Below are 13,479 nucleotides of genomic sequence, written 5' to 3' on the forward strand. Positions count from 1 at the left end.
CACTGTCACAATTGGGCGTTAACGTGCGCATACTCCCAATAAGCCATTGTTATATATATATTTCAGGCTCCCGATCATCCCTGAAATGACGGCGAAGCGTGAACATATAACAGCAATATTTCAACGAATGTTATCGACCCGCACACCCCAATTGCTGCACCGCAGCACGCTTAAAGTTGTGGCGCTAACGGAAAAGACCACCCCTAAGGGTGGCCTTTCGGACGTTTACGAGGACGTCTTAGGTAAGCTTAGTTCGCCTGACGACGCAGGAAGGCGGGGATTTCGATCCGCTCTTGATCTTCGTCCTGAACGTCGCGCGGCTGTGGCGCGGCAGAGGTCGCGCGGGTCTGAACCGGCGGCTGCTGACGTGCGGGACGCTGCTGCTGTGTTTCCGCCTCACCGTGACCGGTCATGCGGTTGATCAACGAGTTGATGCCAAAGCGCTTCTCGCCCTGCTCGGCGGCGGGTTGTTGACGCTGCTGCTGCGGCTGCGCTTGCGGCTGACGCTGTTGCTGCTGGCTTGGCGACGCTTTTTGCGCGGCGGCGCGCAGACGGGCCAGTGCTTCGGGCGATGGGGTGCCAGGGGCGCGTGGCGCGACAAACGCCTCTTGCTCTTGCGCGTCGACATTCACCTCTTCGCGGCGCGGCTGGAAGGACGCAACCTCGGGACGGTAGGCGGGGGGCGGCAGATCATCTGCGTCCGACGCTTCGTCTTCGTAGGACGTGTCAGAGAAACCGCTGTGGTTGACCGCGGCTTCTTCTTTGAACAGCTGCTGCTGTGGCTCTTCTTCGTACTCGGCCTGTGCGGCAACGGGTGCAGGTGCTTCGGCGGCGGGGGCTTGTTCAACCTCTGGCGCTTTGGCAGGCAATGGCTGCGACATGGAACGGCGCGGCACGGGCATCTCTGTGTTGACGTCAACCGCATCGATCCCAGTGGCAACAACGCTCACGCGCATAACGCCACCCAGTTCGGTGTCGAGCGTGGACCCTACGATGATGTTCGCGTCCGGGTCGACTTCTTCGCGGATACGGTTCGCCGCTTCGTCCAGTTCGAACAGGGTCAGGTCGTGACCGCCGGTGATGTTGATCAGAACGCCCTTGGCACCGCGCAGGCTGATTTCGTCCAGCAGCGGGTTCGCAATGGCTTTCTCGGCGGCCTGGATGGCGCGATCTTCGCCCTCTGCCTCGCCGGTGCCCATCATCGCTTTGCCCATCTCGTCCATCACGGCGCGCACGTCCGCAAAGTCGAGGTTGATCAGGCCGGGGCGGACCATCAGATCCGTTACACCTTTGACACCTTGGTACAGCACGTCATCCGCCATGGAGAATGCTTCGGTAAAGGTGGTTTTTTCATTCGCCAGACGGAACAGGTTCTGGTTGGGAATGATGATCAGTGTATCGACGACCTTTTGCAGCGCCTCGATACCGTCTTCAGCCTGACGCATCCGCTTGATGCCCTCAAACTGGAACGGCTTGGTCACGACACCAACGGTCAGAACACCCAGTTCACGCGCAGCCTGCGCGATGATCGGCGCGGCCCCTGTCCCGGTGCCCCCGCCCATACCGGCGGTGATAAAACACATATGCGCGCCGGCCAGGTGGTCCACAATCTGTTCAATGCTTTCTTCGGCAGCGGCCGCACCGACAGAGGCCCGCGCGCCCGCACCCAGACCTTCGGTCACTTTGATGCCCAACTGAACGCGGCTTTCCGCTTTGGCTTGCTGCAACGCTTGCGCGTCTGTGTTGGCAACCACGAAATCAACACCGTCGAGCTCTTTCTCGATCATGTTGTTCACGGCGTTGCCGCCTGCCCCGCCAACACCAAACACTGTGATGCGGGGTTTCAGGTCGCCCTGTCCGGGCATTGAAAGATTAAGGGTCATGAGCCATCCGCCTGTATTGTTTAGCTCGCTTACGGAGCATTTTTTGTGCAATCCCCCTTATTGTATAGGGAGAACGCCCATGCGTCACCTAGAAAACACGGTTTTGACACACTATATGGGCGTTTTTTTGCCGGTTTTCTCATGATTTCGACGCGCGCACCGCATCTGGGGGTTACCAGTTGTCGCGGAACCACTTGACAGCGCGCTTCAACGACCGGGATGGGTAGCGGTCGGCGGGAATGTCGAAGTCCCACCACTCGTCCTGCGGGTGCGCGGCAAACAGCGCCAACCCTACAGCAGAGGCGAAACCCGGACCGGTTGCGGCTTGTGGCAGGCCATGCACGCGCAGCGGGCGGCCCAAACGGACCTGTTGGCCCAAAATCTTGCTTGCCAGACCATCAAGGCCCGGAATCTGACTGCCGCCGCCGGTCAGCACAATCTGCTGGCTTGGCAGGTGGTCAAAGCCCGCGGCATCCAGACGGGCGCGGACTTCTTCCAGAATTTCTTCGACACGGGGGCGCATGATGCCGATCAGCTCGGCGCGGCTCACGGTGCGACGGTCGTGTTCGTAATCACCGGTGTCGCCACCGATATCGATCATCTCGCGATCGTCCATGCCTGTCGCATGCACCCCGCCATAGAAGGTCTTGATCCGTTCAGCATTGGCCGTCGGCACCTGCAACCCCATAGAGATGTCAGAGGTGATGTGATCCCCGCCCATGCGCACGCTGTCGGCGTAGATCATGTGTTTGCGAATGAAGATCGAAACAGAGGTCGACCCGCCGCCAAGATCGATACAGGCGGCACCAAGTTCCTGTTCGTCCTCGACCAGCGATGAAATCCCCGAGACATAGGCCGAAGACGCAACGCCCGCCAGTTCGAGGTCACAGCGTTTGATGCAATGGGCAAGGTGTTGAACCGCCGCCGCGTCCACGGTCAGCATATGCATATCGACCGACAGGGTATTGCCCAATTGGCCCCGCGGATCGGACAGGCCCGACCGGTTATCCAGCGCAAAGTTCACCGGCTGGGCATGCAGCACTTCACGGCCCTCGCCGTATTCGGGCACGTCGCAATTGGCCAGAACCTGCGCGACATCCTGCTCGGACACGACCTGCCCTTCCAGATCAAGCTCGGCATCCAGACCGTAGCTGCGCGGTTCTGCCCCCGAGAAACAGGCGATCACGTGATCCACACGGATGTTCGCCATTTTCTGTGCCGCCTGCAGCGCGGTACGCACAGCGCGTTCGGTTTCCTGCATGGCGCAGATCTCGCCAAAGCGGACCCCACGCGACCGTGTGGTCGCAGCCCCGATCACACGAAAACCGGATTGCCCCGCGAGCGACCCGATTTCGCCCTCTTCAGAGACGCGGCCCGTGCCGTCAAACCGCAGCACCAGGCAGGCGATCTTTGACGTGCCCACATCCAGAATAGCCACCACGCCGCGTTGCATCGCTAGCTTACGCATGTGGCGCATGGATCGCTGACTATCGTATAGGTCCATCATCTTTTCACTGTCCCGAAATCTGCCTGATGCGCCACAATTCTTGTGTGGCGTCCTTGTTCATTTGCACGGTGGGCCGTTGGGCCAACCGCATGTCTACCCGCGCGACGTCGCGGGCCAGCACATCCTGTGCGCCTTCCAGCGCGATCACCCGCTCCAGCGCCTGAACGGCCTGGGTTTCGGGCAGCAAGATACGCTGTTCACGGTCAAGAACGACGTCCCATCGCCGCTCTCCCATGCGCACCAAACCGCGCAGCCGCTCCCCCAACGGAGCCGCCGTGCGGATCAATTCAAGCGCTTCGCTCACGCGCTGGTTCGCCGCCTCGCCTACCACAAGGGGCAGGTCCGTGCGATCGCCGCGCGATGCAAGCTGGCCGATGGGGCTGCCCTCGGCGTCGATCAGCAGCAGCCCGTCCTGGCTGCGCCAAACGGCGACCGGCACCCGTGGCTGTACCGACACCTGCAACACGCCGCCCGGCTTCACCCGCAGCGACGCCTGCTTGACGCCGGGAAGATCGGTGATCGCCTGCCGCAATGCAGGCAGATCAAGATCAAAGGAACTGGTTGGAAATTCGACAGGCACAGCGGCACGCACGTCGGCGGCCAAAACGCCTTCGACACCATCAATCGCCATCAGCTTGACCATAAATTCGGGGCGCTGCTGGATGCTGGTGCGGGCATTGGCATAGACATCAGCCAACTGGCCGCGCCGTGCTTCGTCCGACAGATAGATTGTCCCCGCTGCCAAGGCCAAGCAGAACGGCACCCCGACGCGCAGCCCGAAACGGAACGTCGGCGTCAGCATCAAACGCTGCATGCGCCACGCCCAACGTGACGGTGCGGGATCTGCTTTGGCCGGCTTGGCGGGTTTGACGCGTTTGATCAACGATTGCATGACGCGTCCTCGACCATCCAGGCGCAGAGCTCACCAAAGGAAATGCCAACCGCCTGCGCCTGTTCGGGCGACAGCGACGTGGGGGTCATGCCGGGCTGGGTGTTGGTTTCCAGCAGGAACAGCCCCGCTGCCCCCTTGCTTTCATCCCAACGAAAATCCGTGCGGCTGACACCGCGACAGCCAAGCGCGTTATGCGCCCGCAGGGCGTAATCCATGCAGAGCTCAAAAATCTCGTGCGGGATATCGGCAGGGACCACATGGGTCGACCCGCCCGCCTTGTATTTGGCGTCGTAATCATACCAGCCCGTCGTGTGGATATCGGTCACAGTCAGCGCACGTTCGCCCATCACGGTGGTGGTCAGTTCGCGACCGGGGATGAATTTCTCGACCATGACCTCGGCGGGCATGGCATCATCCAACTGCGGGGGGCCGTTGTTTTCAATCTCGACAAGGTAGACACCGACGGATGACCCTTCGTTGTTCGGCTTGACCACATAGGGCGGGTCCATCACATGGGATCCCCGCACCGTCGCCGCCGATACGATCAAGCTTTCCACAACAGGCAAACCCGCGGCACGAAAAACTTCCTTGCTGCGCTGCTTGTCCATCGCAAGGGCGGAGGCCAGCACGCCGGAGTGTGTGTAAGGCAGGCCCATCCATTCCAGCAACCCCTGCACGCAGCCGTCTTCACCCCAACGGCCATGCAGACAGTTCAAAACGACATCGGGTTGAGCAGCGCCCAGATCGGCACAAAGGTCGGGGCCGCAATCGACCTCGATGACTTCGAAACTCCGGTCCCGCAAAGCCGCTGCGCAGGCGCGCCCTGTTGACAGAGACACCTCGCGTTCCGCCGAGGGGCCACCCAACAATACTGCAACTCTCGGGGGTGTCCTGCTCGACAATCCCACTCAATCTGCCTTTTTAAACGGGCCTGTTGCGACCCTTATTCATTCTGTTCCGGACCTTTTGGCGGCCCTAAATCATGACGCTCGAACGTTTATTTTTCGCCGATCCGCATAATTTCCCACTCTAGCGTAATCCCGCTGGAATCGTAAACCTTTTTTCGCACCATTTCACCCAATGCTTCAAGGTCTGCTGCCGTCGCGGAACCCGTATTGATCAGGAAGTTGGGGTGTTTCCGGCTCATCTGCGCGCCACCCAAGGTCGCACCGCGCAAGCCGGCGTCGTCAATGACCTTCCACGCCTTCAGATCATGGCGGTCATCCGCCTGCCCCGTGCTGGAAAACCCCGCTGGATTGCGGAACGTCGACCCCGCGCTGCGGTCCTTGGTGGGTTGGGTTTCGTCCCGTTTGCGCAGCTGGTCCTCCATCCGCGCGTGCAACGCCTCGGCCTCGCCTTTGGGGGGCGCGAAACGGGCAGCGGTGATGACATACCCGTCTGGCAAAGCGGTCTGGCGATAGGCAAATTGCAGATCCTCCGGCCCAAGCGTGACCTTTTCGCCTGTGCGGGTGATCGCGTCTGCGCTGATGAAATAATCAGCAGTATAGGCACCATAGCAGCCCGCGTTCATCCGTACCGCGCCGCCAATACTACCCGGGATTGTGCGCAAGAAGGTCAGGTCCAGCCCCGCGTCCGCTGCCTTGCGCGCGACATGGGCGTCCAGCGCCGCGGCACCTGCGGTGACGATTCCATCCTCGCAACTGATGGTGTTGAACCCGCGCCCCAGCCGGATCACCACAGCCCGCAAGCCGCCGTCGCGCACGATCACATTCGATCCGACCCCCATCGGCATGACCACGACATCGGCGGGCAGCGCCTTCATGAAAGCTGCCAGATCATCCGCATCGGCAGGCTGGTAGAAATAGTCAGCAGGGCCGCCCACGCGCAGCCAGGTCAGATCAGCCAAGGGGCGGTTTTGCGTCAGCTTACCGCGCATGTCGGGAAAGGAAATATCTGTCATGTCCATCGCCTAGCCCGCTTTGGGAGGGAGGTCAATTTTCCACATGCGACCGAAGCGCGCCAAAAACCGCCCAATCAATCAGGCCGGTTCGCCCGCAGCTCGCGCGTGATACGGCCGGCCAGCCATCCTGTAAGAAACGCGCAGACCGCATAGCCCGTGGCGGCGGCTTGCGCCATGAACACCGGACGCTCCAGCGGTTTCGCGCCAAGGCCCCAGATCATCCACGCCCAGTTCAGCGCGAGCCCCGCCAGCAGGACCAGCACAAAGCCGCCATACCGGCGCATCAGACCGCACCAGCCCGCGGCAAGCATCCACACCACGAGGATGCTGATCAGGATCACCAGCGTCAGGTTCACTTTGCAGCATTCCGCACAGCGGCACCGCGCAGCCAGCGCATCAGATAGATCACCGGCCAGCGCAACACCGAACAGCCTCCCGCAAGTACCAGCATCCCGACCCAAGGGCCATGCTGCATGGTGACAAACCCCAGGACGGGGATGCCGACGGCAATCAACATATAAGCGCTGCGCCAATGCTGGTCAGAACTGGGCGTCATGGCCAACACATTGGCAACGACCGCCCAAAAACAGGCAAGAACCAGTGATATACTCATTTTGGAACCTCCGGGTTTTGTCCGCGCAGCTTGGCCAGCAAAAAGCGCAAGGGATTGCGGAACATGGACACAAAGGCAGCAAGAGCAAGCAGGCTATAGAGCCAGCCCACCTGAAGACCGATCAGGATGATCAGCACCGGTGCGGCGATCAGCAGGATCACACCGGGAATATATTGCAGGCGCATGGGCAGCGTCGCCACCGTGGCCGAGCAAAAGACCCACAGGATGCAAGCCCAAAGCAAGGTCATGACCGGCCCCCGTATGATGGGGTCCGCGCCATTCAAACGGCTTCCTTCTTCAAGGATTCAAGCGCGGCAGGCAAGGCGTTGGCCCAGGTGCTGATTGTCCCTGCCCCAAGGCAGACAACCATATCCCCCGGCCCTGCCTGTTCGCGGACCAGCCGCGCCAGATCATCCTCGCTTTGGACGGCGCGGGCGTGGCGGTGACCATGACGGATCAACCCTGCGACCAGATCATCGCGCCCTGCCCCCTCGATCGGGGCCTCGCCTGCGGCATAGACCTCGGCGATGCCAACAACATCGGCATCGTTGAAACAGGCGCAGAATTCCTCGAAATGGTGGTGCAAACGGCTGTAGCGGTGGGGCTGGTGGACCGCGATCACGCGCCCTTCGGTGGCCTGACGTGCGGCTTTCAGCACGGCGGTAATCTCGACCGGGTGATGACCGTAGTCGTCGATGATCGTCACGCCATCCACTTCGCCCACTTTGGTAAAGCGACGGTTCACGCCGCCGAACCCGGCAAGAGCGGCACGGATTTCTTCAGTTTTCATGCCAAGGTGGCGCGACACGGCGACCGCCGCCATCGCGTTTGACACGTTGTGATCTCCGGGCATCGGCAGGCTGCAATCCTTGATCGTGATGCCTTCGGTCTGGAACATGATATCGAAATGCGCCACGCCCGCCTTGTAGTGCAGGTTGACTGCGCGCACGTCGGCCTGGGTGTTAAAGCCATAGGTCATGACACGGCGATCGGTGATCTTGCCGACCAAGGCCTGCACCTCGGGGTGGTCGATGCAGCAGACCGCCAGCCCGTAGAAAGGAATGTTCGAGACGAAATCCAGAAACCCTTTGCGCAGGGTATCGAAGTCGCCCCAATGCTCCATATGCTCGGGGTCGATATTGGTCACGATGGCAATGGTCGCGGGCAGACGGTTGAAGGTGCCGTCGGATTCATCCGCCTCGACCACCATCCATTCGCCCTGCCCCATCCGTGCGTTCGACCCGTAAGCATGGATGATCCCGCCGTTCACAACCGTCGGATCTATCCCGCCGTTGACCAGCAGTTCGGCCACCATCGTCGTTGTGGTGGTCTTGCCGTGGGTTCCGGCCACCGCGATGTTGGATTTCAGGCGCATCAGCTCTGCCAGCATCTCGGCGCGGCGCACGATGGGAAGGCCCGCCACCCGTGCGGCATCCAGTTCAGGGTTGCCCGGCTTGATCGCGGAAGAGATCACGACCACCGCGGCCCCTTCGATATTCGCGGCCTCCTGCCCTTCGAACACCGTCGCGCCAAGGTCCACCAGACGGTCGGTGATCTTGGTCGATTTCAGGTCCGACCCCTGCACGCGGTAGCCGTGGTTCAACAACACCTCGGCAATGCCGGACATGCCGATACCGCCAATACCCACGAAATGGATCGGGCCCACATCGGTGGGGAGTTTCGTGGCTGCGTTCATCGTTTTTTTCCTTCGGTTGCCAGGGTTTCCACCATCTGGGCGAGTTCTTCTGCGGCGTCCGGCTTGGCGACCGACAGGGCGGCGCGCGCCATCTGCTGCGCGCCCTCTGCGTGGGTCAGCACCATTTCGATCTGGGCCCGCAGACTGTCGGGGTTGGCCATGTTTTCGGGCACCATGATCGCGGCACCGGCGTCCACCAATCCACGGGCATTGGCCGTCTGATGATCGCCTGTCGCCGCGGCAAAGGGGATCAGGATCGACGGCCGCCCGATGATAGAGATATCGGCAACGCTGGACGCGCCAGCGCGGCTGATCACCAGTTGAGCTTCGGACATGCGCCGCGGCACGTCATGGAAAAACGGTTGCACATCGGCATTGATCCCGTTTTCGGCGTAAAAGGTAGCGACACGTTGGCCATCCTCGTCCCGCGCCTGATGGCTGACACGGATATTGCGCAGCAGTTCCATCGGCAGATCGGCGATGGCGGGGGGGATCACCTCGCTCAAGATGCGCGCGCCCTGGCTGCCGCCCATCACCAACAGCTCCATCGGGTAATCGCCCGGCGCGATATAGCCCGCGCCCGCACGCTCCAGCACCGCGGCACGCACCGGATTGCCGGTGTGCTCGGCGCTGACACCATCGGGCAATGTGGTCGGCCATGTGCCGCAAGCCACGGCATCAACATGTTTGGAAAACAGATCATTGACCCGACCGAGCACGCCATTCTGTTCATGGATCATCCGGGGCTTGCGCAGCACCCAGGCCGCTGTCAGCGCGGGGATCGACGGATACCCGCCAAAGCCGACAACCACATCGGGCTTGTCGCGCAGCATACCAAAGACACCGCCAAGCACACCGCCCAGAATACGAAACGGTGCGATGGCCTTGGCCACCAGACCGCCGCGCGCGAAGGTGGCGCTGCTGACCTGTTGAATCTCGACCGCCTCGGGGAAACCGCCGGTATAGCGCGCACCCCGCGCGTCGGTGGACAGCTTTACCCGCCAGCCCCGCGCCAGCATGACCTCGGCAAGCGCTTGGGCGGGAAACATATGCCCGCCCGTCCCCCCTGCGGCGATGACCAGCAGCGGCGCCGTCATCGGGCACGGCTCCGGCCCAATAGATCAGAGATCTGGCCCTGTGGTCGGGTCCGGGTAAACGCCAGCAACATGCCCACGGCGATGCCAGAGGCAATCACCGACGACCCGCCGTAGCTGACGAAAGGCAGCGTCATACCCTTGGCGGGCAGCAGCCGCACGGCCACGCCCATGTTGATCATCGCCTGCACGCCGAACATGCAGGCCAGACCGGTGCCGGCCAGACGAATAAAGGGATCCCGCTCGCGCACCAGACGCAGCAGCGACCGCACAACGATTACGGCATAAAGCGCGATCACACACATCACGAGGATCAGGCCGTATTCTTCGGCAGCAACGGCGATGATGAAATCGGTATGCGCATCGGGCAGCGACCATTTCACCTGCCCCTCGCCCACGCCGACCCCGAACAGACCGCCTTCGCGGATCGCATCGGTGGCATAGCCAAGCTGCGTGCGCGGATCGATGTCGGGCGACAGGAACCCATCAATCCGGCGGGCAAAGTGTTCAGAGTTGGAATAGGCAAAAGTCCCCGCCAAGACGACCAGCCCGGCCATGCCCACCAGCAGCACCAGCGGCGCACCGGCTACGAAATACATGACCCCCCAGCCGAACAGGACCAGACAGGCCTGACCAAAGTCGGGCTGCAATGCCAGCATCAGGACGATGGAAATACACAGCGCAAAGGACCACGTTTTGCCCGGAGGGCCGTTGATCTCGAGCGCGGCGGCCATCATCCACGCCGCCACAACGACAAAACCGGGCTTGAGGAACTCTGACGGCTGGAAGGACGCAAAGCCCATGGAATACCAGCGCACAGCGCCTTTGCCAAAGTCGGTGCCAAAGAACGGCAGCAAGGCCAGCGCCACAAAGGACACCAGAAAGCCGACGATCGCCAGACGCCGCACCATCACGGGCGTCATCATCGACGTCAGCACCATGGCAATCACGGCAAGCACACCGAAAACAGCCTGTCGCTGCACATAGTGAAAAGAGTCAAAGCCGTTTTTCGCGGCCAACGGCGGAGAGGCCGCCAGCCCCAGCAACATGCCCACGGCAAACAGCAGGAGGATGCAGGACATCGCCCATTTGTCGATCGTACGCCACCATTTGGGAAGAATCGGTTCGCCATCCCGAACGGGAACCGCGCCATAGACCATTTCTGTCATGGGACCTGCCTTACACTGCCTCGTTCCGCCCCTTTTCGGGGTCTAGCTTGCAGTGTAGCGCGAAAGGTCACGCGGGGCTAGTCTGTTTTAACCAGCCCCGCGCAAAGCTGCCTATGCCCCGGCGTGCGTGCCGCGGATCGGATAGTCGTTGTCACGCACAAACTTGATCCCGTTCAGCAGCCCCTCCAGATCAGGCCGCGCGAAGGGCGCGTTCGAGATGTCGAGGATCTGGATATTGCCGTCGCCGTTCACCACGAAGACGCCGGGCTCTGCGAAGGGCTGATCGGTTTCTTGCGGGCTGCGCGGGTCAGAGACATAGAGCCCCAGTTCGCGCATCTGTGCGATGCTCATGTCATAGCCGATGGTCAGGGATAGATCCTGCTCTTGCGCCATCTCGCGCGCCTTGTCTTTCGGATCACCCGATACGGCAACAACGTCCACACCTGCCTTGTTGAAATCCGCGACCAGCCCGTCCAGCGTCGACAGGTATTTCTTGCAGATCGGGCAATGCAGACCGCGATAGACGACCACCAGTTGCCAGTCATTGGCGCCCCGCGGGGTGCCAAGGGTCAACATGCCGCCTTGCAGCTCTGCCACGGTCAGTTTCGGAAATGCGTTGCCTGCGTCCAATACGTTCATCGGGTCTCTCCTTTAGTTGCTTCGTCACTCACGAAATTAGTGTTCATGCGCCGGGTTACCACCCCGCTCACGGCCACTTGACCGGCTTGCGTGGCGGGGGCTATGGCGGGGCCATGCAATATGACACGGTAATTTTAGGCGCAGGGGCCGCAGGCATGATGTGCGCGGCCCACGCGGGCGGATCGGTGCTGGTCGTGGATCACGCCAAAGCACCGGGCGAGAAAATCCGCATTTCGGGCGGCGGGCGCTGCAATTTCACCAATATGCACTGCACGCCTGATGCCTTCATCTGCGCCAACCCCCATTTCGCCAAATCGGCGCTGGCGCGTTATACTCAGTGGGATTTCATCGAACTGGTAGACGCACATGGGATCGCGTGGCACGAAAAGACCCTCGGCCAGCTCTTCTGCGACACCTCCGCCAAAGAGATCGTCGCCATGCTGCGCGGCCTGATGCAAAAAGCCGGTGTTGACCTGCGGTTGCACAGCACGCTGACAGATATCGCCGCGCGTGATGCCGGATATAGCATGACCTTGCACACGCCCGACGGCACCACGCCGATCACCACGCGCAACTTTGTCGTTGCCTCTGGCGGGAAATCCATCCCCAAGATGGGGGCGACGGGGCGCGCCTACGAGATCGCCGCGCAGATGGGCATCCCCGTCACCGACACACGGGCGGGGCTGGTGCCCTTCACCTTTACCGACGCCCGTTTCGCGCCCATATCCGGCACCGCAACGCCCGCGCGGGTGACTGCTCAAGGCCCCGCCTTTGACGAAGCCTTGCTGTTCACCCACCGTGGCCTCTCCGGCCCTGCCGTGCTGCAAGCTTCAAGCTACTGGACCGAAGGCGCGCCGATCACAGTGAACCTGCTGCCCGACAGTGATCTGCTGGCCAAGCTGCGCAGCCAACGCCAGACCTATGGCCGCCGCAACCTGACGACAGAGCTTTCCCACCACCTGCCCGCGCGGCTGGTGGATCATCTGTCGGGGATCATGGACCTTGGCGGCAACCTCGCCGATTGGTCGGATGCAAAACTCGGCACCCTGATCGACAGGCTGTCGCATTGGGTCATGACCCCTTCTGGCACCGAAGGCTACCGCACCGCCGAAGTCACCCTCGGCGGGATCGACACCGACGCACTGTCCTCCAAAACACTAGAGGCCAAGACACGCCCCGGTCTCTACTTCATTGGCGAGGCCGTCGACGTGACCGGATGGCTGGGCGGCTATAACTTCCAATGGGCCTGGTCCTCCGCCATGGCCTGCGCCGCAGATATCGCACAGAAACAGTAATTTCCAAATGGCCCTAAATCCCGGGGGAGCCGCCATAGGCGGCGGGGGCAGCGCCCCTAGCCCGACACCAACGACCCAAAGCTGTCATCGACAGCATGGAAGCGACCCCGCAATGCAGCTTCCCCAATGCAGACATGCGCCACACTATCGGTAAATTCAGAAAGGAAGACCATGCGTGATCCAGAAACCGACAAGGCCAACGTCATCGCCTTTTACGAAATGATGTTCAATGATTGCCGCCCCGCCGACGCCATCGCGCGCTACGCCGGAGCGCAGTACATTCAGCACAATCCCCATGTGGCGGACGGCAAGGCGGCCTTCGTTGACTATTTCGAACGTATGGCCCGCGAACATCCGGGCAAACATGTCGAGGTCAAGCGGTCATTCGTGGACGGCAATCATGTGATCCTGCATTGCCATCAGCTATGGCCCAACGGTCCCGATTATGCAGGGATGGACATTTTCCGTCTCGATGATCAAGGCAAAATCGTCGAGCATTGGGACGTGCTTCAGGAAATGCCTGTACAAAGTAACAACGACAACGGGATGTTTTGATGCAATGAATGCCGTGCGAGCACAGCATTGAAAGGTCAAAGCTATGCGTTGGCATTTTTCCCAAGAACCGAGCCGCAAGCCCTTTAACAGCGTCGACAATCAACGTGCCGCCAACCCCAACAAGCGTCGCAGTTATAAGAACTTGCACATTAGGCATGTTACGTAGGCATGTTACGTTCTTCCTTGAGGTTGGCGGTACGTTGCCAGTTTTTGAG

14 protein-coding genes are annotated in these 13,479 nt (G+C 61.2%); 2 read left to right on the forward strand and 12 right to left on the reverse strand.

The features are described from left to right. Positions 1–248 precede the first annotated feature (248 nt). The 12 genes from ftsZ to AB1495_RS00815 all read right to left on the reverse strand — a co-directional run bounded on the left by ftsZ (position 249) and on the right by AB1495_RS00815 (position 11,414). Positions 249–1,883: a cell division protein FtsZ gene (gene ftsZ / locus AB1495_RS00760; protein WP_074634487.1), complete on the reverse strand. Its 1,635-nt coding sequence runs from the start codon at positions 1,881–1,883 to the stop codon at positions 249–251. Positions 1,884–2,055: 172 nt separating this feature from the next. Then, positions 2,056–3,390, reverse strand: coding sequence for a cell division protein FtsA (gene ftsA, locus AB1495_RS00765; protein ID WP_037954460.1), 1,335 nt, complete (start codon positions 3,388–3,390; stop codon positions 2,056–2,058). Positions 3,391–3,394: 4 nt separating this feature from the next. Then, a complete protein-coding gene (locus tag AB1495_RS00770; RefSeq protein ID WP_005854115.1) occupies positions 3,395–4,282 on the reverse strand; it encodes a cell division protein FtsQ/DivIB in 888 nt (295 codons plus the stop codon). Further along, entirely contained in the window at positions 4,270–5,190 is a 921-nt protein-coding gene (locus AB1495_RS00775) for a D-alanine--D-alanine ligase (RefSeq protein WP_074634488.1), read from the reverse strand. Before AB1495_RS00775 ends, AB1495_RS00770 begins: the two co-directional genes overlap by 13 nt. 89 nt (positions 5,191–5,279) lie before the next feature. After that, complete coding sequence (murB, locus tag AB1495_RS00780) at positions 5,280–6,209, reverse strand: UDP-N-acetylmuramate dehydrogenase (RefSeq protein ID WP_074634489.1); 930 nt, start codon at positions 6,207–6,209, stop codon at positions 5,280–5,282. A 68-nt stretch (positions 6,210–6,277) separates the two neighbouring features. Beyond that, positions 6,278–6,559 carry a hypothetical protein gene (locus AB1495_RS00785; protein WP_074634490.1) on the reverse strand — a complete coding sequence of 94 codons (282 nt, stop codon included), beginning with the start codon at positions 6,557–6,559 and terminating at the stop codon, positions 6,278–6,280. Next, positions 6,556–6,816 carry a DUF2484 family protein gene (locus AB1495_RS00790; RefSeq protein ID WP_074634491.1) on the reverse strand — a complete coding sequence of 87 codons (261 nt, stop codon included), beginning with the start codon at positions 6,814–6,816 and terminating at the stop codon, positions 6,556–6,558. Before AB1495_RS00790 ends, AB1495_RS00785 begins: the two co-directional genes overlap by 4 nt. Continuing rightward, positions 6,813–7,064 carry a DUF2484 family protein gene (locus AB1495_RS00795; protein WP_005854125.1) on the reverse strand — a complete coding sequence of 84 codons (252 nt, stop codon included), beginning with the start codon at positions 7,062–7,064 and terminating at the stop codon, positions 6,813–6,815. The genes AB1495_RS00790 and AB1495_RS00795 overlap by 4 nt, the downstream gene beginning before the upstream one ends. Before the next feature lie 32 nt (positions 7,065–7,096). Next, positions 7,097–8,512, reverse strand: a complete 1,416-nt coding sequence (murC, locus tag AB1495_RS00800) for a UDP-N-acetylmuramate--L-alanine ligase (protein ID WP_074634492.1) — start codon at positions 8,510–8,512, stop codon at positions 7,097–7,099. After that, positions 8,509–9,609, reverse strand: coding sequence for a glycosyltransferase (locus AB1495_RS00805; RefSeq protein WP_074634493.1), 1,101 nt, complete (start codon positions 9,607–9,609; stop codon positions 8,509–8,511). The genes murC and AB1495_RS00805 overlap by 4 nt, the downstream gene beginning before the upstream one ends. Then, the gene (gene ftsW, locus AB1495_RS00810; protein ID WP_005854131.1) at positions 9,606–10,775 is read right to left on the reverse strand and encodes a putative lipid II flippase FtsW; all 1,170 of its coding nucleotides are present in this window, start codon (positions 10,773–10,775) and stop codon (positions 9,606–9,608) included. Before ftsW ends, AB1495_RS00805 begins: the two co-directional genes overlap by 4 nt. A 111-nt stretch (positions 10,776–10,886) precedes the next feature. Beyond that, positions 10,887–11,414, reverse strand: coding sequence for a redoxin domain-containing protein (locus AB1495_RS00815; RefSeq protein ID WP_074634494.1), 528 nt, complete (start codon positions 11,412–11,414; stop codon positions 10,887–10,889). Positions 11,415–11,527: 113 nt separating this feature from the next. Between AB1495_RS00815 and AB1495_RS00820 the strand changes: the two genes are divergently transcribed. Together AB1495_RS00820 and AB1495_RS00825 are read left to right on the forward strand one after the other, a co-directional pair. After that, a complete protein-coding gene (locus AB1495_RS00820) occupies positions 11,528–12,709 on the forward strand; it encodes an NAD(P)/FAD-dependent oxidoreductase (protein WP_074634495.1) in 1,182 nt (393 codons plus the stop codon). A gap of 171 nt (positions 12,710–12,880) precedes the next feature. After that, complete coding sequence (locus AB1495_RS00825; RefSeq protein WP_037964042.1) at positions 12,881–13,264, forward strand: nuclear transport factor 2 family protein; 384 nt, start codon at positions 12,881–12,883, stop codon at positions 13,262–13,264. Positions 13,265–13,479 lie beyond the last annotated feature (215 nt).

This window comes from Sulfitobacter pontiacus, assembly GCF_040790665.1.
Lineage (GTDB): Bacteria > Pseudomonadota > Alphaproteobacteria > Rhodobacterales > Rhodobacteraceae > Sulfitobacter > Sulfitobacter pontiacus.

What these genes read in the sequence shown, in the direction of transcription:
- ftsZ (WP_074634487.1), bottom strand. Translation starts at nt 1,883, where the DNA reads ATGACCCTTAATCTTTCAATGCCCGGACAGGGCGACCTGAAACCCCGC.
- ftsA (WP_037954460.1), bottom strand. Translation starts at nt 3,390, where the DNA reads ATGATGGACCTATACGATAGTCAGCGATCCATGCGCCACATGCGTAAG.
- AB1495_RS00770 (WP_005854115.1), bottom strand. Translation starts at nt 4,282, where the DNA reads ATGCAATCGTTGATCAAACGCGTCAAACCCGCCAAGCCGGCCAAAGCA.
- murB (WP_074634489.1), bottom strand. Translation starts at nt 6,209, where the DNA reads ATGGACATGACAGATATTTCCTTTCCCGACATGCGCGGTAAGCTGACG.
- AB1495_RS00790 (WP_074634491.1), bottom strand. Translation starts at nt 6,816, where the DNA reads ATGAGTATATCACTGGTTCTTGCCTGTTTTTGGGCGGTCGTTGCCAAT.
- AB1495_RS00795 (WP_005854125.1), bottom strand. Translation starts at nt 7,064, where the DNA reads ATGACCTTGCTTTGGGCTTGCATCCTGTGGGTCTTTTGCTCGGCCACG.
- murC (WP_074634492.1), bottom strand. Translation starts at nt 8,512, where the DNA reads ATGAACGCAGCCACGAAACTCCCCACCGATGTGGGCCCGATCCATTTC.
- AB1495_RS00805 (WP_074634493.1), bottom strand. Translation starts at nt 9,609, where the DNA reads ATGACGGCGCCGCTGCTGGTCATCGCCGCAGGGGGGACGGGCGGGCAT.
- ftsW (WP_005854131.1), bottom strand. Translation starts at nt 10,775, where the DNA reads ATGACAGAAATGGTCTATGGCGCGGTTCCCGTTCGGGATGGCGAACCG.
- AB1495_RS00815 (WP_074634494.1), bottom strand. Translation starts at nt 11,414, where the DNA reads ATGAACGTATTGGACGCAGGCAACGCATTTCCGAAACTGACCGTGGCA.
- AB1495_RS00820 (WP_074634495.1), top strand. Translation starts at nt 11,528, where the DNA reads ATGCAATATGACACGGTAATTTTAGGCGCAGGGGCCGCAGGCATGATG.
- AB1495_RS00825 (WP_037964042.1), top strand. Translation starts at nt 12,881, where the DNA reads ATGCGTGATCCAGAAACCGACAAGGCCAACGTCATCGCCTTTTACGAA.